We start from the raw sequence: 18,182 nt of genomic DNA on the forward strand, positions 1-18,182 counted from the left end.
TGGCTACGAACGGAGGCAAACATCCCTTGGATGAGGAAAACGGACGGAAAAACGGTGGGCTCATAGACCTTCTGGGCAGGTTCCTCTACGGCAAGAAGAGGGTGACCGAGGCCGAGATCCAGGAGATCATGGACGCCGGAGAGGAAGAGGGGGTCATCAACGAGGAGGAAAACGCGATGATCCGTTCCATCCTCACCCTGCGCGACTCGGTGGTGCGCGAGATCATGCTGCCGCGCACCGAGATGGCCTGCCTGTCTTCCGACATGCGCTTGAGCGAGGTCCTCAAGGAGATTATCGCCTGCGGCCACTCCCGACTTCCGGTCTACCAAGGGACCATCGACAACATCATCGGCCTGCTCTACGCGAAGGACCTGCTCAGGTACTGGGGGCTCCCCGACGACCAGGTTGAACTCAGGAAGCTCCTGCGGGCCCCCTACTTCGTCCCCGAGACCAAGGACCTCGAAGCGCTCCTGCACGACTTCAAGAAACGCCGGGTGCACCTCGCGGTGGTCATCGACGAGTACGGGGGGACCGCCGGCCTGGTGACCATCGAGGACCTCCTGGAGCAGATCGTGGGTGACATCCAGGACGAGTACGACCTCGAGGAGGAGATGCTGGCCGAGGAGGCGGACGGCGCCATCGTGGTGGACGGCCGGCTCCCCATCGAGGAGCTCGAGGAGCACTTCGACGTGGAGATCGAACGGGAGAAGTTCGAGACCGTGGGGGGGCTCATCTTCCACCTGGCCGGACGCATCCCCTGTGCTGGCGAGATCTTTGTAAGCGATGCGCTGGAACTCACCGTGCTGGAAGCGGACGAACGGCGCATCAGCCGGGTCCGCATCGTAAAGCGTGACCAGGGCGCGCCGGACAAGGATACGGAGCAGCCGTGACCGACCTCCTCGTCCCCGGGAAACGCGTTGCCTGGGGGCCCCTGCTCCTGGCGCTGACTTCCGGAGTGCTCCTGGCGCTCTCCTTTCCGAACCCGGGCATCTCGCTTTTGGCCTGGTGTGCCCTGGTGCCGCTGTTCAGTGCCGCCAAGGAGGCGACCCCCGCGCGTGCCGCCCAGCTCGGTTTCCTTGCCGGCCTGGTCGCCTACCTGGGGATCCTGTACTGGCTCAACATCGTGATGGTCAGCTACGGGAAACTCCCGAGTGCGCTGAGCGCGCTCCTCTACCTGGTGCTGGCGGCCTACCTTGCCCTCTACCCGGCGCTGGTGCTCTGGCTCGCCAGGACAGGGGAACTGGGCGGCATCTCTTCGCTCTGCTCCTTTCCGGTCCTGTGGGTGGCGGCAGAGCTGATGCGCTCCTTCCTGTTGACCGGTTTTCCCTGGGCCAACCTCGGCTACTCGCAGTACCGCACCCTGCCGCTCATCCAGATCTCGGACATCACCGGGGTGTACGGCGTGAGCTTCCTGGTGGCCTTCGCCAACCTGGTCTTCTTCAGGATGTGGCTCTGGCTCAGACGCTCGGACGCGTATTACCCGGTGCGCAGCTTCCTCGCCCTGCTTGTCCTGGTGGCCGCCACGCTTGGCTACGGATTTGAGGCGCTGAACCGCCCGGAGCCGGGTCCGCTGGAACGGGTCCTCCTGGTGCAGGGGAACGTCCCGCAGCAGCTCAAATGGGACCCCGCCTTTGCCGCCGCCAGCGTCGACACCTACGAGCGGCTCTCCCGCCAGGAGTGCCGCACCCCCGGGACGCTGGTGGTCTGGCCGGAGAGTGCGCTCCCATTCTTCCTGCAGAGCGAACCGCAGTATGCGGCGCGGGTCCAGTCCCTGGCCGCGGAGCTCAAGAGCTGCCTGGTCGCCGGCAGCCCCGCCTTCGAGCGGGAGGGGGAGCTGACCCGCTACCTGAACAGCGCCTTTTTGATCGCGCCGTCCGGGGCGCTCGCGGGCAGAAGCGACAAGCAGCACCTGGTCCCCTTCGGTGAGTACGTGCCGCTCAAGGGGCTGTTTCCCTTTGTGAACAAGCTGGTGGAGGGGATCGGTGACTTTTCACCGGGGCGGAGCCTCAAGCCGCTCGATACCGAAGCCGGCAAGATCGGCGTCCTGGTCTGCTTCGAGGGGATCTTCCCGGAAATTTCCCGGGCCTATGTCCGCCAGGGTGCGGGGCTTCTGGTGAACATCACCAACGACGCCTGGTTCGGGAGATCCTCGGCCCCCTACCAGCACCTCTCCATGACCGTGTTCCGGGCCGTGGAAAACCGGGTGCCGCTGGTTCGCGCGGCGAACACCGGCATCTCGGCCATCATCGATAGTAAAGGGCATGTGCGCGGCATGACACAGCTTTTTCAGGAGGCCACCCTGGCCGGCCAGGTGCGCCGCGGGACTGGCGGGAGCTTCTACAGCCGCCATGGCGACCTCTTTGCCCTGGCCTGTCTGGCCACCTCGCTGGGAGGGATACTCTCCCTGTGGTACCGGGGGCGCAAGAAAATTTCCGCAAATGCGTGACGCGGCAGGCCTATTCCTGCTATAGTGGGCCGCTGTTCCATGCCTTATGCGCAGTATCAGAAAAGGAGTCGCAACCGATGTTCAGAGAAGAAGTCGCCAAGATAGAAGGGCTCGCCGAGCGGATCAACAAACTCCGGGGGTCTCTTTGACGTAGATAGCAAGAAGGAGCGGATGTTCGAGATGGAGGAACTCACCTCCAGTCCCGACTTCTGGAACGACGCCGACCGGGCCCAGAAGGTGCTCAAGGAGCGCATGGCGCTGGAGAAGGACGTCACCACCTGGGAGGCCCTCGACACGCAGGCAACCGACATCCGCGAGCTGATCGAGTTGGGGAGCGAGGAGCAGGACGAGGCGACGCTTCAGGACGTCGCAGCCATGAATGGCCGGCTGGAAGAGGCCGTGAGCGCCGCCGAGTTCCGGCGCATGCTCTCGGGCCCCCACGACGCCTCGGGCGCCTTCGTCTCCATCAACGCCGGCGCGGGGGGGACCGAGTCCCAGGACTGGGCCGAGATGCTTCTGCGCATGTACCTGCGCTACTGCGAGAAGAAAGGGTGGAAGACCGAGATCACCGACTACCAGGCCGGTGAGGAGGCGGGGCTCAAAGGGTGTACTTTTGCGGCGAGCGGCGAGTTCGCCTACGGCTACCTGAAGGCGGAGGCGGGGATCCACCGCCTGGTGCGCATCTCGCCGTTCGACTCCAATGCACGGCGCCACACCTCGTTTGCCTCGGTCTTCGTCTTCCCGATCGTCGAGGAAGACGACATCGACGTGAAGATCGTGGAGAGCGACCTGCGCATCGACACCTACCGCTCCTCGGGCGCCGGCGGTCAGCACGTCAACACCACCGACTCGGCGATCCGGATCACCCACATCCCCACCGGGATCGTGGTTGCCTGCCAGAGCGAGCGCAGCCAGCACAGCAACAAGGCGACCGCCATGAAGGTGCTGCGTTCCAAACTCTACGAGCTCGAGTTGCGCGAGCGCGAGGCCAAGGCGGCCGACATCGCCGGCGAGAAGAAGGAGATCGGCTGGGGGAGCCAGATCCGCTCCTACGTGCTGCACCCCTACAAGATGGTGAAGGACCTCAGAACCGGGGTGGAGAGCGGCAACCCCGACGCCGTCCTGGACGGTGCTCTCGAGGACTTCGTGGTCCCCTACCTCATGGGAGTGCGCCGCGAGACCAAGGACATCTAGCTTAAGCAGGCCAGAGTCGTATTCAGCAAGAACGCAGTGCCGGTAGCAAAGGAATTCAGGTAATGCCCAACTATGTAAGCTTTTTTGCGGGATGCATCTTCCTCCTCGCCTCGGTCGCCACGGGGTGCGCCGCCCAGCGCGCCGGTCTCAAGGACGTAGGCTTCACCATCCAGGTAGGTGCCTTCTCCGAGGTGAAAAATGCCGAGCGGCTCGCCCGCAAGCTCCAGGAGAAGGGGGTCGAGGCCTTCTACTTCAAGCGGGAAAACGGCATCTACGCGGTCCGCTTCGGCGATTTCCTCCGCCGCGAGGATGCCAGCAGCACCGCGCGCCGGCTGGTGAAGGAGCGGGTCATCTCCTCGTACTTCATCGCGCCCCCCAAGCCGGCAGTTCCCACAACCATGCGTGAGCCGGTCCTGGAAAAAGCTCCGGCTCCTTCGCTGAAGAAGCCGCCCCGTCCTTCGGCCGTCGCTGCCGTCCCGGCGCCGCCGGTCCGGAAAGCGGAGCCCGCTGCCGAACCGCGTCGCGACCGCAGCGACATGGGCTCCATCGCGGCCCGTACCGCGGAACGCTTCGTCGGGATCCCCTACCGCTGGGGCGGGGACACCGTGGTGGACGGCATGGACTGCAGCGGCTTCGTCCGCGCGGTCTACAACCTCTGCGGCGTGAACATCCCGCGCACCTCCCGCGATCAGTTCAAGGTGGGGGACGTGGTGGCCAAGGAGGAGCTTAAAGACGGCGACCTGGTCTTCTTCGGCAGCTCGGCAGAAGAGATCAACCACGTCGGCATCTTCGTGGGCAACGGCCGCTTCGTGCACGCCCCGCGGCGCGGCGACGACATCAAGGTCTCCACCATGGACGACGCGTATTTCCTGAAGCGCTTCGTCGGGGCCAAACGCTACTTCTAGCCGCACGCCGGCTGAAGATACTTAACAGCTAGTTCGCTTAACGACATCGAGATCGGAGTACGCATGGCATTTATCAAACCTTTTAAAGGGGTGCGCCCCACCAAGGAGCTGGCCGATAAGGTGGCAGCTCTCCCCTACGACGTGATGAACACCGCCGAGGCCCGCGGCATGGCCGCCGGCAACCCGGTGAGCTTCCTGCACATCTCGCGGCCGGAGATCGACCTGCCCGACCAGGTGGACATCCACTCGGACGAGGTGTACGACCGCGGCGCGGAGAACCTGAAGGTGTTCCTCGATAAAGGGGTGCTGGTGCAGGACGCCACCGAGTGCTACTACATCTACCGCCAGAAGATGGGGGGCATCACCCAGACGGGCCTCGTGGTCTGCGCCGGGGTCGACGACTACCAGGACGGCACCATCAAAAAGCACGAGCTTACCCGGGCCGACAAGGAAGAAGACCGGGTGCGCCACATCGACGCCCTGAACGCGAACGACGAGCCGGTCTTTTACACCTACCGCAACGACGCGGTCATCACCCAGGCGGTCGACGAGGTCACCCAGGGGGAGCCGCTCTACGACTTCACCACCGGCGACGGCGTCTCCCACACCCTCTGGCTTTTGAACGATCCTGCCAAAATCGCCATGCTCACCGAGCGCTTCGCGGCGATTCCGACCCTCTACGTCGCCGACGGGCACCACAGGAGCGCGGCGGCGAGCCGGGTGCGCGACCTGAGGAAAGAGGCCAATGCCAACCACAGCGGCAGCGAAGAGTACAACTTCTTCCTCACCGTCATCTTCCCGGACAACGAGATGACCATCATGCCCTACAACAGGGTGGTGAAGGATCTCAACGGCCGCAGCGTGGCGGAGTTCATGGCCCGGGTCGCCGAGCGCTTCGAGGTGACCCCGGTCTCCGCCGCGCTCAGCCCGACCCGTCGGCACCAGTTCGGCATGTACCTCTCCGGCAAATGGTACGAGCTGGTCCCCCGCGAGGACTCCTTCCCGGCCGACGACCCGGTGGGGTCGCTGGACGTCTCCATCCTGCAGGACAACCTGTTAAGCCCGGTGCTGGGGATCCGCAACCCGCGCACGGACCAGCGCATCCACTTCGTCGGCGGCATCCGCGGTCTGGCAGAGCTGGAGCGCGAGGTGAACTCCGAGGAGTACCAGGTGGCCTTCTCGCTGTTCCCAACCTCGATCGAGGAACTCATGGCCCTGGCGGACGTGGACAAGATCATGCCGCCCAAGTCCACCTGGTTCGAACCGAAGCTGAGAAGCGGCCTCTTCGTCCACCTGCTGGACTAGGCGCTGCAAAGCGGGCCGCTTGGCAGGGCCCGCTGCAGGACTCTTGATGGCGCACAGATTGCTATCTGGAAAACTCGCTGCAAAGATGCTGAAACTACTTGTAGAAAAACGACCAACGTTGTTCGGAGGATGTTTGTGATGCGTAATGTCGAGAAGTTCATCGTTTTGCTGTTGCTCGTCGTGGCCATCGTCATCCCGGCCTGCTCGCAGAAAGAGGCGAAGCAGCCGGAGAAGAGCGCGGCAAGCGAGCCCCAGGCTGCCCCCCAGGCCGCTGCCGGTACCGTGAAGCTTGCCTCCGGGCTCTCCTACACGGACCTGGTGCCGGGCAAGGGCGCTTCGCCGGTCTCCGGCAAAAAGGTGACCGTGCACTACACCGGGTGGCTGGAAGACGGCAAGAAGTTCGACAGCTCGGTGGGCGGCCAGCCTTTCGTGTTCCGGATCGGTGCGGGCGAGGTGATTCCCGGATGGGACGAGGGTGTCATGTCCATGAAGGTAGGGGGGAAGCGCAAGCTCTTCATCCCTGCGGCCCTGGGGTACGGCACGGCCGGCGCCGGTGGGGTGATCCCGCCCAACGCCAACCTGATCTTCGAAGTGGAACTGCTCGACGTAGAAAAGTAGTTTCTGTCAAAACCTTGCAATTGCCGCGGCAGCCGCTACATTTGTCACTTCGGGTTTCCTGAGATCTGTTCTCATGTTCCGGAGGTGCCAGATGCGCTGGATGCCGCTTTGCTGTGGACTGCTCCTTATTCTCGCTGCTCCGGCAGCGGCCGGCCAGAAAACCATCACCCTGTACCTGGACGGTGCCCGGGTGGAGCAGGAACTGGCGGCACAGAAGGGGTATCTGGAGTGCCCGCTCCCCCAAAGCTACACGCCCGGGTCGCTACGGGTAAAGCCGCTTGCCGGGGCGAGTGTGCTCCGGGTGGAACTGGTCCCCGCCGAGGCCGACCGGCGGCGGGCTCAGGAAATCTCCCGGCTCGAGGAGCGGATCAGCGAACTCCAGGACCGGTTGCAGGCGCTCTCCCGCCAGGAGGAGATCTTCAGCGCGGCGGTGAAGTTGCAAAGCGGCAAGGCGCCCCGCAAGAGTAAGGCGAACCCGGACCCGGTCAGCTCCCTGGCGCGCGGCACCGAGTTCGCGCTGGCGCAGCTCGAGTCGGTGTACCGGGGCAAGCGCCGCTGCCGCAAGTCGCTGGAAACACTCGAGCAGGAACTGGCCCGGGCCCGCAAGGGGGCCGTGGTCGCCCGGGTCTGGCTCTCCAGTGACAAGGCGCGCCTCTCCTATACGGTGGGTGGCACCCGATGGGTTCCCAGCTATGCCTTCCGCTGGGCCGGCGACGCTACCGGGGAGCTGGTGCTGCACGCCAAGCTCCCCCCTGCCGAGAAAGGGGCGCTCTACGCGGTTTCTCCCGGGACTCTGGCACAGGGACAGCCCTCCCGCAGCGTGCGCGGCGAGTTCCCCGTCCTGTCCCGCAACGCACTGACGCTGAGCGGCACGGCAACCGGCCCCAACCCGCCGGTTTCCTTCGCCTTCGCCGGCACTGCCGGCGACCTGCCGCCCGGCGAGGCGGCCGCCTACTGGCGGGGCGAGTACCTCGGCTCGGGACGTTTTGCCGGGGGCGGTGCCGGAGAATTTTCGCTGATACCGTAGTGCGGGCTTGACCAGTGCTGAATTAGGATGCTATAACGTAGACGTTTTTTGCAATGAAGCAATTACACCAGGTGATAAGGAGGAGATATGGCAGCTGCAGCTACAGATTTCGTCAAGGCCCTCGAGGTCGGTCGTCCGCCCAACGTGGCGAAGCTTTTCCCCAACTCGAAAGCACTGATCGTCAGTGGCAAGGTCGTCGACCGGGCCATGAATGCCAAGGGTAAAGCCATCGCTTTGGCAGCAAACGGCAGGAACCACTTCGTGATCCGCGGCGTGCTCGCCGCCGCCCAGAAGGCCAACGCCGCTGTCATCATCGAGATCGCCAAGTCGGAAGGCGGTCAGAAGGCCTACTGCCCGGTCAACTACTGGAACATGGCCCGCCAGGTCGATGCCGTCTGCAACGAGCTCGGCATCACCATCCCGGTCGCCATCCACGCCGACCACTACGGCATCAAGGGCGAGGCTGACGTCAAGTCCGCCAAGGTCGAGATCCCGAGCATGTTCGATGCCGGCATCACCTCCATCGCCATCGACGCCTCACACCTCCCCGACGAGCAGAACCTCCTGGCCAACCTGGAGCTCTCCAGCTTCATCCCGGCTTGGGCAGGTCTCGAGACCGAAGTCGGCGAGATCAAGGGGAAAGAGGGGCTCTCCACGGTCGCCGAGGCGCTCTTCTTGATCCGCGGCCTGAACGCGAACAGCATTTTCCCGGACTGGATCGCCCTCAATAACGGCACCACCCACGGCATCGAGGCCTCTGACGCCGGTATCCAGGTGGACCTTACCGCGCAGATCCACGAGGCGATCCAGCAGTACGGCGTAAATGGCGCACAGCATGGCACCTCCGGTAACAGCTACGAGCGTCTGCGCCAGATCGCCCAGCGCACCCGCACCACGAAGGCGAATGTGGCCACGGCGCTGCAGTTCATCTCCTGGGGACTCGAGGTGAACGACTACGGCAATGCCAAACTCGACGCCGACGGGAACTTCATCAAGGTGCCGGGCGAGGGGATGACCGAGGAACTCTGGACCGAGATGGTCGCCTTTGCCGATAGCAAGGGCTGGAAGAAGGGGGACTACAAGAACCTGAACCTTCCCTTTGAGAACAAGCTCCTGGCGCAGCCGCGCGAGGTGCGCGAGCGCATGGCGGCCCGCGTCGAGGCCTTCGCCTTCAAGCTGATCACCGAGGTGTTCAACTCCAAGGACACCGCCCCGCTGGCCATCGAGGCGATCCTCAAGGCCGGCAGCTACGACCTTGGCCCCAAAGGGAAGCTCATCGAGGACCCGGCACAATGGACCCCGGACCTCCTGCCGCTGCGCGCCGAAGGGATCTCCCGCGACAAGGGACCGGAAGGGAACTTCGAAGACTAATGAAGAAAATACGGTAGTATCAAGAAAGGGGGCGCGTGCCCCCTTTTTTTACTACGGCGCAAGAAAGGGGTTTGCCATGCAAGAGAAACGGAGCTTTTCCCGGGTGGGCTTCAGGGTGTCGGCACTGGTACAAAGCGAAGACGTGGTACTCAAGGGCGAGGTGAGGGATCTCAGCCTGCACGGCCTGTACCTTGAGACCAGCCAGCGAATCCCCATCGGAGCACCCGTGGAAATCACCATCTACCTCACCGACACCGAGGACCCTATCGTCATCAACGTAAGCGGCAGCGTGGCGCGCAGCATGCCGGAGGGGATCGGCTGCATCTTCGAGAAGATGGACGTCGAATCCTTCGCCCACCTGCGCAGCGTGATCTCCTACCAGGGGGGCGACGAGTCAAAGGTAATGGCAGAGTTCGCGGCGTTTGCCGCTGCCAAGAGCCACCATGTTTGACAGCTCCACGGTTACCGACCTCGCCTCTCTTACGGCGTGGTTCGGCTCCTACTGCCGCTCTTTTCGCGGTAGCGACCTCGAGGCGCAGCGCAACTTCGACCTGAAGGAACTGCACACCCGCAACGTCTGCGAGGCTGCCCGGTTGATTGCCGCCGGGGGGGACGAGCGGCGCCAGATGCTGGCCCAGGTGGCGGGCTTGTGCCACGACTTGGGCCGCTTCCCGCAGTACCGGGAGTACCGCACCTTCCTGGACAGCCAGTCGGTGAATCACGCCCACCTCTCGGCCCAGATCCTCAAGCAAAGCTCCCTGCTCGACTTCCTCCCCAAGGAGGAGCGCGACAGCGTCTACTTCGCGGTCCGCCTGCACAATGTTTTTCAGCTCCCCGCCGGGCTCCCTCCGGCAACCGAGGACCTGTTGCGCCTGGTCCGCGACGCGGACAAGCTGGACATCTGGCGCGTCTTCATCGACTACTTCTTCGCCCCCGAGGGTGAGCGCGCCTCCGCAGCCGGGCTCGGATTCCCCGACCTCCCCTCCTGCTCTCCGGAGGTGCTCGAGGCGGTCGAGGCCGGCCGCATGGTGGAACTCGCCACGCTGAAAAGTCTCAACGATTTTAAACTGCTGCAACTCTCCTGGGTTTATGATATTAACTTCGTGACAACGCACAAGCTCATTAAGGAGAGGTCGTTGATCCAACAACTGGCCGCCACGCTCCCCGACGATGCGGTGGTGCAGGGGATCGTGACCCGGGTGCACGACTATCTCGAAGACCGGTTGGCGTCAGAATCGGCTACCTGATACAATGGCCTGTGCGCTACTTTCCGAGAGAAACAACAGTGAGGAGAACGTGATGAGCAGAATAGTGAGAACGTGGGCGATGGTTGCGGCTCTTGCGGTTACGGCGCTGCTCGTGGTGCAGCAGGGGGCCGAGGCCCGCGTGGGTGGCGGAGGTTCGATCGGCAGCAGGGGGACGCGGAGCTACTCGCGGCCGGTGGCGCCTCCTTCCCAGGCGGCGCCGTCGCGCCAGTACGCCCCCTCTCAGCAGCCGTATCAGCAGCCGTACCAGCAGCCCTCCTTCGGGCGCAGCTTCGGCGGCAGCCTGCTCGGTGGCCTTGCCGGAGGTATGCTGGGCGGGATGTTGTTCCGGTCCATGGGGTTCGGCGGCTACGGCGGAGGCGGCGGGGGAGGCATCGGCCTGTTCGAGATCCTGCTGTTGGCGGGCATCGCCTACATGATCTACCGCTTTGTAAAAAAAAACCGCGTTAGCGACAGCGGCTACGGGGAGCCTGGCCGGGTAATCCAGATGAACGACTATCAGTCCCAGAGCCAGGGGCTCAACTACGCCCCGCAGCGCGACGAGTTGGCCGACGGCCTCGCCTACATCCGCCAGATGGACCCTTCCTTCGATGAACAGCGCTTCAACGACAACGTCATGGACATGTTCTTCAAGATCCAGGGGGCCTGGATGAACCGGGATCTCTCCGGCGTGAGAAGCCTTCTGACCGAGGAGATGCGCGGCATCCTGCAAAACGACGTGGACCGTCTGCTCGGCGAGAAACGCGTGAACCGCCTGGAGAACATCGCGGTGCGCACGGTGGAGATCTCCGAGGCGTGGCAGGAGAGCGGACAGGACTACATCACCGCGCTCATTTACGCGAACCTCCTGGACTACACCACGGACGACACGACCGGCCAGGTGGTTGCCGGGAGCAAAACCGATCCGGTGAAGTTCGAGGAGTTCTGGACCTTCACCAGGGCGGTCGGTAACAACCCCTGGAAATTGAGCGCGATAACCCAGAAGTAGCACCAGCCATGAACCAACCAGGTGGCCCGTCGAGAGATGGGCCACTTTCTTTTTGCTGCGTCGGGTTCCGCATTTAAACTTGCCTCGGCTACCGCTCACCAGTTATAAAAGCTCCCGAGGAGCGCAATCGTGGAGCTGCACTACGTAAAAATTCACTTCGAGTTTCTGCTGGAAGAGGATCTCGAGGATCCCTACCTTCTCTACGCGTGCCGCGGCGGCTTCGAGGCCGCCTTCCGCCGTGTCGTGTCCTGTGACCGTACTACGTGTGCCGGTTGCCGCGCTGCCGAAGGCTGCCCGTACCCCGAGATCTTCGGTCAGCAGCTAGCCCGCGACCCGGAGGCCTTGCGACGCCACCAGAAACCTCCGCTGCCTTTCGTGTTCCACTTTCCCCGGTTACTGCCCCTGCCCAACGGTGGCAGCAGTTTCACCTGTTCCCTCACCCTTTTCGGAAGCGCCGTGCATCACCTGCCCCATTTTATCGAGGCGGTGAGGATTCTGATCGAGGCGCTACCGGCCAGCGTGCTGAAGGTCGAGGCGGAAGCGCCGGGTGGCGGGCGCGAGTCTGTGGCCGGAGGACTGCAGCCGGCGCTCCCTCTCTTGAGTGCCGAGGACCCCACCGCATCCGGACCGCTGCCGCCGGACCGGCTCACCGTTCGCTTCGTGACGCCGCTCAAGCTCACCCATGAGGGAAGGCTGGTGCGCCGCTTCAGCTTTGCCGAACTCACCAGGGCACTGATGCGTCGTGTCTCCTCGCTGGCATACTACTACGAAGGGTTGGAGCTCCCGCTCGACTACCGCTGGCTTTCCCAGGCTGCGGCTTCGGTCCAGCCTCTCGGCTCCGACTGCAGGCTCGAGGTGTGGAATGGACGCCCCGCCGGGTTGATCGGCAGCGTGACCTTCGCCGGCGACCTGGAGCCCTTTCACCTGCTGCTGCAACTGGGGGGCGCCACCCATCTCGGCAAAGGGGCCTCGTTCGGTTTCGGCCGGTTCCAGCTGGAAGGGTAGCTGGCACACTGCTGCAGTTAGCGTCGGCCGAAGAGGCAACGAACCGGACGCTTTCTGTCGTCGGAATTTCTCATTATCGCCGCCTGAGCAACCCCGCTTTTCTCATCAGAGCCTGCCGCGATGCTCCTCATGATAAAAATATCCCAGCATCGCCTCCTGCCTCATAAAGCCGCCCCGCCTTGTATTGCGCCCTTTCTCGGTTAGACTTCCCCTGTGTTAGCGGTCACTCACTCGCCGAGGAGCTTCTCATGGGGAAGTCAATCTGGAGGCCGTTGCTGGTTACCGGTCTTTTGGTCCTGTTGCTCAATGCCTTCTACGGTTCCTTTGTCAAGCAGTCTGCCGAGCGTGGTGCCGATATCAGTTATTCCCGCTTTCGTGATGAGTTGACCGCCGGCAATGTCAAGAAAGTCACCCTGCGCGGCAGCAACCTGCGTGGGGAGTTCCGCACCAAGATCTCAATCCCGCAACCGGCGGGGCAAAAGGGCGGTTCGGTTGATACCGCCTTTTTCACCAGCAATATCCCCTCCTTCGGTGACCCCACACTCCTCCCAGAACTACAGGCACGCAAGGTCGACGTCCAGGTCCTGCCGGTCGACGGCTCCACCGCGGGCAACATCTTCATCTACCTGCTCCCCTGGTTGCTCATCCTGGGAGTCTGGTGGTTCATCATGAGAGGGATGAAGAGTCAGGGACCCGGTGCCATGATGGGCGGTTTTTCCCGTTCCGGCGCCAAGACCTACACCTCGGAGCACATCAACGTCACCTTTGCCGATGTCGCGGGGATGGAAGAGGCCAAGCAGGAACTGCGCGAGGTGGTCGAGTACCTGAAAGAACCGGGGAAGTTCAAGCAGATTGGCGGGAAGGTGCCCAAGGGGGTTCTCCTGGTGGGGCCTCCGGGTACCGGTAAAACCTTGCTGGCCCGCGCGGTGGCGGGGGAGGCCGGGGTTCCCTTTTTCTCCATCTCCGCCTCGGCGTTCATCGAGATGTTCGTCGGCGTCGGCGCCAGCCGGGTCCGCGATCTCTTTGCCAGCGCGCGCAAGGTACTTCCCAGCATCATCTTTATCGACGAGCTCGATGCGGTGGGACGCAGCCGCGGTGCCGGGTTCGGCGGCGGGCATGACGAGCGCGAGCAGACCCTGAACCAGCTACTGTCCGAAATGGATGGCTTCGATCCCCACGCCGAACTGGTCGTCATCTCGGCAACCAACCGCCCGGATGTCCTCGACCCCGCCCTGCTGCGTCCGGGGCGCTTCGACCGCAACGTGGTGATAGAACGGCCGGATTGGCGCGACCGGGAAAAAATCCTCCGGGTGCACACCCGGAAGATCCCACTCGCCTCAGACGTCGACCTCGCGGTGATCGCCAAGGGAACTCCCGGGATGACCGGGGCCGATCTGGAAGGGCTGGTGAACGAGGGGGCCATCCTGGCGGCACGTGACAACGTCATGGTGGTGACTCTGGATCACCTGGAACGCGCCAAGGACAAGATCCTGATGGGGGGCGAGCGTCACATGGTGATCTCGGATGACGAAAAACGCATCACTGCCTACCACGAGGCGGGACATGCCCTGGTGGCGCGGCTGCTGCCGAGTACCGACCCGGTGCACAAGGTGACGATTCTTCCCAGGGGGCGCGCCTTAGGGGTCACCCAGCAGCTCCCCGATGACGACCGCTACCACTACCCGCGCAACTACCTGGTGAACCGTCTCTGCGTGGCACTGGGAGGCAGGGTTGCCGAGAAAGAGGTGTTCAACGACATCTCGTCGGGCGCGCAAAGCGACCTGAAGTACGTCACCGACCTCGCCGAGAAGATGGTCTGCCAATGGGGGATGAGTGATAAGATCGGGCCAATGACCTTCCAACGCGGGGAAGAGCATCCTTTTCTGGGAATGAAGCTGGCGGAGGAAAAAACCTTTTCCGAGGAGATGGCCTGGCAGATCGATCAGGAGATCGCTTCGTTGATCCGGCAGGCGGAATCAAGGGCGCAAGAACTGGTTTCACGGAACCGCGAGAAACTTGACGCCCTGGCCGCGGCATTGCTCGAGGAGGAAACCCTCGACGGCGTCCGGGTGGACGCCGTTCTCGCCAGTGCCTGAACCCGGAGGCTACCGACTCTAGTAGATAATGATGTAGCCTTTTCGCGTTGCGATTGCGGAGATCTCCAGGGTGTCCTTGATCTGGAAGGTCTCCCCGTCCAAAATGAAGTCGTAACCGCCGACATCGTTGGGAACCGCGTTCTCTAGCAGAGCTTCGAAAGTAGCTGTCTTGATAGTTTCCATGGCGGCACTATAACATCTCCCTTCATCACCGTAAAGTCCCCCTCTGTTTGCATTACAGCTATTTTATGGCATAGTTCATCCTGCTTTGTCTCAGGGGGGCACCCCTAGGCTCAGGGCTCGATTCTCTTTAGCTCACCCAAAGAGCACAGCGGCCTTTTCTTTGGAACTTTGATCCTGAGACTGCTGCTATGACGAGTGCCGGCCGTACCTTATGATGTGAGGGGTTTTATAGTGAGAAAGAGAAAGAGTGGGGTGCTGTTACACCCCTCGTCGCTGCCGGGCACAGGCGGCATCGGGTCCTTTGGAGAGGAGGCCCGTCGTTTCGTTGATTTTTTGCACAAATCGGGTCAGTCGCTCTGGCAGATCCTGCCGCTTGGTCCCACCGCCTACGGAAACTCCCCGTATTCCTGCTATTCCGCGTTCGCCGGCAATCCGCTGCTCATCAACCTCGAGGCCATTGTCGATGATGGCGACCTCACAGCGCAGGACCTGCAGCCCGACCCCCCCGGCGACCATGTCGACTACGGCGCTACCACCCTTTACAAGACCGGACTCCTGAAGGTGGCGGCGACGCGGTTCTTTGAATCGGCCCCACAGCGGCGCAAGGAAGAGTTCTGGCAGTTCTGCGACAGCACCTTCTGGTTGCATGATTACGCCCTCTTCATGGCGTTGAAGGAGCATTTCAAGGGAGAGAGCTGGAATGCCTGGCCTGAGCCAATTGCCCAGCGCGAGCCGGAAGCACTTGCCAGCTGGAGTGAACAACTCGGTATGGCTATTGGCGAGCAGAAGTACCAACAGTGGCAATTCACCCGCCAGTGGAAAAAACTAAAGGGCTACGCGAACGTGCTGGGGATCTCTATTATTGGTGACCTCCCCATATTCGTAGCGTTCGATTCTGCCGACGTCTGGGCAAACCCGCACCTGTTCCACCTGGACGAGAAGGGGGGGCCTATCGTCGTCGCGGGGGTGCCGCCCGACTATTTCAGCAAGACCGGTCAGCTTTGGGGCAACCCCCTCTACAACTGGGAACGCATGGCTGCGGAAGGGTACGGTTGGTGGGTGGCGCGGTTGCGCAACGACCTATCCCTCTACGACATGGTGCGGATCGACCACTTCCGCGGCTTCGAGGCGTTCTGGGAGGTGCCGGTCTGGGCGAAGACTGCCATCAACGGGCGCTGGGTCAAGGGTCCGGGCGAGGCGCTCTTCAATACCTTGCGTTACGCTTTGGGTACTCTGCCGATAATTGCGGAGGACTTGGGTATCATCACCGCCGAGGTCGAGGCCTTGCGCGACCAGTTCGGCTTTCCCGGGATGAAGATCCTGCAGTTCGCCTTTGGTTCCGGCCCGGAGAATCCCTACCTGCCGCATAACCACGTAAGATCGTGCGTTGCCTATACCGGCACCCACGATAATGACACCACGCTCGGCTGGTTCGAATCCCTCAAAGCCAAAGAGCAGAAGGCCGTGCTCAATTACCTGGACCGGGACAATACCGATATCGTCTGGCAGATGATCAAGTGCGCGCTGGCTTCGGTGGCTGATTACGCAATCATACCCATGCAGGATCTCCTGGAACTTCCCAGCTCCGCGCGTATGAACGTCCCCGGCCAGGCAGCAGGCAACTGGAGCTGGCGCTGTCCGCCAGATGCGTTCTCGGGCCGCCTTGCCAGTAAACTTGCACATGTTACCGAGCTTTATGGCAGGCAGCCCGACTTCGTTGGTTGAGGGGGAATGTATAGAGTAATTTGTTGACATAGTAGATGTAATTTCGTATAGCTCATAAAAGGCTTTTCTTTACCAAAATGATTGTTGAAAGGATGGGAGAAAAACATGGCAGACACTAATTATGGCTTTGACACCCTCGCACTGCATGCTGGTCAGACTGTGGATCCGACGACCCTTTCGCGCGCCGTGCCCATCTACCAGACCTCCTCGTATGTCTTCAAAAGCTCGGAGCACGCGGCAAACCTCTTCGGTTTGAAGGAGTTCGGCAATATCTACACCCGTCTGATGAACCCGACCACCGACGTCCTCGAGAAGCGGGTCGCGGAACTTGACGGCGGTGTTGCCGCGCTTGCCGTGGCATCAGGCCAGGCTGCCACTACCTACGCCGTCCTCAACATCGCCAGCGCCGGCCAGAACATCATCTCCACCAGCTACCTCTACGGCGGCACCTACAACCTGTTCCACTACACCCTTCCCAAACTGGGGATCACGGTGAAGTTCGTGGATTCTTCCGATCCGGAAAACATCCGCAAGGCGATCGATGAAAATACCCGCTTGGTCTACAGCGAGGCGATCGGCAATCCCAAGAACAACGTCGACGACTTCGAGGCGATCGCGAAGGTTGCCCATGACGCCGGCATCCCGTACATCGTCGACAACACCGCCGCAACCCCTTTTGTCTTCAAGCCGCTCGAACACGGGGCTGATATCGTGGTCTACTCGCTGACCAAGTTCCTGGGGGGCCATGGCACCAGCATCGGTGGTTGCGTGGTCGATGGCGGCACCTTCCCGTGGAACAACGGGAAATTCCCGGAATTCACCGAGCCGGATCCGTCCTATCACGGCCTCAAGTTCTGGGACGCGCTCGGCAACATCTCCTACATCATCAAGATGAGGGTCGAGTTGCTGCGCGACATGGGTGCCTGCATCTCTCCGTTCAATGCCTTCCAGATCATACAGGGGATCGAGACCCTGCACGTCAGGATGCAGCGTCATGTCGAGAACGCGCAGAAGGTTGCCGAGTGGCTGGAGCAAAATCCGCTGGTAAGCTGGGTGAACTATCCCGGCCTGCCGAGCCACAAGGACCATGCAAACGCCAAGAAGTATCTAAACGGGTGCGGTGCCATCATCGGCTTCGGCATCAAGGGCGGGCTCGAGGCTGGCAAGAAGTTCATCGACAGCGTGAAGCTCCTGTCGCACCTCGCCAACATCGGCGATGCGAAGAGCCTCGTGATTCACCCGGCTTCGACGACCCACCAGCAGCTCTCCGCCGAGGAGCAACTCTCTACCGGTGTAAGCCAGGACTTCATCAGGCTGTCGGTAGGCATCGAAGATGTGAAGGACATCATCGCCGACCTCGATCAGGCCTTGAAAGCCGCACAGGCCTAGTCCACGCTAATACGGCGGGTTCACCGGAAAAGCTGCCACCCATAACGGGTGGCAGCTTTTTTTACTACCGAAGCTCGCGAAGGAAAGAACCACTCGCCAGCCGGGAGAGGGGCAGGGGGGAGGCACCGGATGCTATTAACGGTGGCAGGCCCCTGGTGAAGGTTTCCTGCGGAGCGCCTCGATCCCGGGCTCCGCGAGCATGCAGCCAGGGACGCTCCGACGGCTCGATTTAGTGTGCCAACCGCATGGTCTGAGACTTTTCACCGCCTTAACCTTCGGCTATCCTTGCCGTTTCTCCCTGGTTGGTAAAAACAAATGATAAACCCGTTGACGCCTCAAGGAAGCTTTGTTATAACCACCATCCGCTGACGAACGGGGCGCTTTGAAAGCAACAACGTCTGTCAGCGCACCACAAAAAAGCATTGACAGTGAAAAACTCCTCTGCTATAAAGTGTGGCTTCGCAGTACTGCTCTCCGACAACTCAATAACTGCCCTGGCTTGATCCTTTACGGATCGGCCGCCGAAAAAACCTCAAAACTTTTTGTTGACAGGTTGGAACGGTTCGGGTATGTTGCCAAGTCTGTCGCGACGAGCGGCTTGGTCTTTGAAAACTAAATAGTAGACGATTTACGCAATGTAGGTTTTTAAAAAGTCAGTTGTTTCA

The 18,182-nt window shown here is 62.0% G+C and carries 16 protein-coding genes; 15 read left to right on the plus strand and 1 reads right to left on the minus strand.

What is annotated here, in order from left to right:
* The first annotated feature begins 26 nt into the window (after positions 1-26).
* The 13 genes from H7688_RS21965 (at position 27) to ftsH (ending at position 14,220) form a co-directional block, all read left to right on the plus strand.
* Entirely contained in the window at positions 27-890 is an 864-nt protein-coding gene (locus tag H7688_RS21965) for a hemolysin family protein (protein ID WP_183363397.1), read from the plus strand.
* Positions 887-2,446: an apolipoprotein N-acyltransferase gene (lnt, locus tag H7688_RS21970; protein WP_183363398.1), complete on the plus strand. Its 1,560-nt coding sequence runs from the start codon at positions 887-889 to the stop codon at positions 2,444-2,446. Before H7688_RS21965 ends, lnt begins: the two co-directional genes overlap by 4 nt.
* 77 nt (positions 2,447-2,523) lie before the next feature.
* Positions 2,524-3,640 (plus strand): peptide chain release factor 2 gene (gene prfB, locus H7688_RS21975; RefSeq protein WP_183363400.1). Its coding sequence is split into 2 segments (ribosomal slippage): positions 2,524-2,592 and positions 2,594-3,640, totalling 1,116 coding nucleotides; the frame shifts between segments, so codons are not numbered across the junction.
* A gap of 62 nt (positions 3,641-3,702) precedes the next feature.
* Positions 3,703-4,545, plus strand: a complete 843-nt coding sequence (locus tag H7688_RS21980; RefSeq protein ID WP_183363402.1) for an NlpC/P60 family protein — start codon at positions 3,703-3,705, stop codon at positions 4,543-4,545.
* Positions 4,546-4,608: 63 nt separating this feature from the next.
* Positions 4,609-5,850, plus strand: coding sequence for a DUF1015 domain-containing protein (locus tag H7688_RS21985; protein ID WP_183363404.1), 1,242 nt, complete (start codon positions 4,609-4,611; stop codon positions 5,848-5,850).
* 138 nt (positions 5,851-5,988) lie between these two features.
* Positions 5,989-6,468 (plus strand): FKBP-type peptidyl-prolyl cis-trans isomerase, encoded by a 480-nt coding sequence (locus H7688_RS21990; protein ID WP_183363418.1) that lies wholly within the window; start codon positions 5,989-5,991, stop codon positions 6,466-6,468.
* A gap of 73 nt (positions 6,469-6,541) precedes the next feature.
* Positions 6,542-7,495, plus strand: a complete 954-nt coding sequence (locus H7688_RS21995) for a DUF4140 domain-containing protein (protein ID WP_246329923.1) — start codon at positions 6,542-6,544, stop codon at positions 7,493-7,495.
* A gap of 87 nt (positions 7,496-7,582) precedes the next feature.
* Positions 7,583-8,866 carry a class II fructose-bisphosphate aldolase gene (locus H7688_RS22000; protein WP_183363406.1) on the plus strand — a complete coding sequence of 428 codons (1,284 nt, stop codon included), beginning with the start codon at positions 7,583-7,585 and terminating at the stop codon, positions 8,864-8,866.
* Between the two features lie 76 nt (positions 8,867-8,942).
* Complete coding sequence (locus H7688_RS22005; protein WP_183363408.1) at positions 8,943-9,317, plus strand: PilZ domain-containing protein; 375 nt, start codon at positions 8,943-8,945, stop codon at positions 9,315-9,317.
* Positions 9,310-10,113 carry an HD domain-containing protein gene (locus tag H7688_RS22010; protein WP_183363410.1) on the plus strand — a complete coding sequence of 268 codons (804 nt, stop codon included), beginning with the start codon at positions 9,310-9,312 and terminating at the stop codon, positions 10,111-10,113. Before H7688_RS22005 ends, H7688_RS22010 begins: the two co-directional genes overlap by 8 nt.
* Positions 10,114-10,165: 52 nt before the next feature.
* Positions 10,166-11,119, plus strand: a complete 954-nt coding sequence (locus H7688_RS22015; RefSeq protein WP_183363412.1) for a Tim44 domain-containing protein — start codon at positions 10,166-10,168, stop codon at positions 11,117-11,119.
* 129 nt (positions 11,120-11,248) lie between these two features.
* Positions 11,249-12,124, plus strand: coding sequence for a CRISPR system precrRNA processing endoribonuclease RAMP protein Cas6 (gene cas6 / locus H7688_RS22020; RefSeq protein ID WP_183363413.1), 876 nt, complete (start codon positions 11,249-11,251; stop codon positions 12,122-12,124).
* Positions 12,125-12,372: 248 nt separating this feature from the next.
* Complete coding sequence (gene ftsH / locus H7688_RS22025; RefSeq protein ID WP_183363414.1) at positions 12,373-14,220, plus strand: ATP-dependent zinc metalloprotease FtsH; 1,848 nt, start codon at positions 12,373-12,375, stop codon at positions 14,218-14,220.
* 18 nt (positions 14,221-14,238) lie between these two features.
* On the opposite strand, the gene H7688_RS22030 is transcribed toward ftsH, so the two are convergent.
* Positions 14,239-14,403 (minus strand): hypothetical protein, encoded by a 165-nt coding sequence (locus H7688_RS22030; RefSeq protein WP_183363415.1) that lies wholly within the window; start codon positions 14,401-14,403, stop codon positions 14,239-14,241.
* Positions 14,404-14,631: 228 nt separating this feature from the next.
* On the opposite strand from H7688_RS22030, the gene malQ reads away from it, so the two are divergent.
* Both malQ and H7688_RS22040 read left to right on the plus strand, forming a co-directional pair.
* Positions 14,632-16,128, plus strand: a complete 1,497-nt coding sequence (gene malQ / locus H7688_RS22035) for a 4-alpha-glucanotransferase (protein WP_183363420.1) — start codon at positions 14,632-14,634, stop codon at positions 16,126-16,128.
* A 105-nt stretch (positions 16,129-16,233) separates the two neighbouring features.
* Complete coding sequence (locus H7688_RS22040; protein ID WP_183363416.1) at positions 16,234-17,517, plus strand: O-acetylhomoserine aminocarboxypropyltransferase/cysteine synthase family protein; 1,284 nt, start codon at positions 16,234-16,236, stop codon at positions 17,515-17,517.
* Positions 17,518-18,182 lie beyond the last annotated feature (665 nt).

It is taken from the genome of Geomonas limicola (assembly GCF_014193675.1).
GTDB classification, from domain to species: domain Bacteria; phylum Desulfobacterota; class Desulfuromonadia; order Geobacterales; family Geobacteraceae; genus Geomonas; species Geomonas limicola.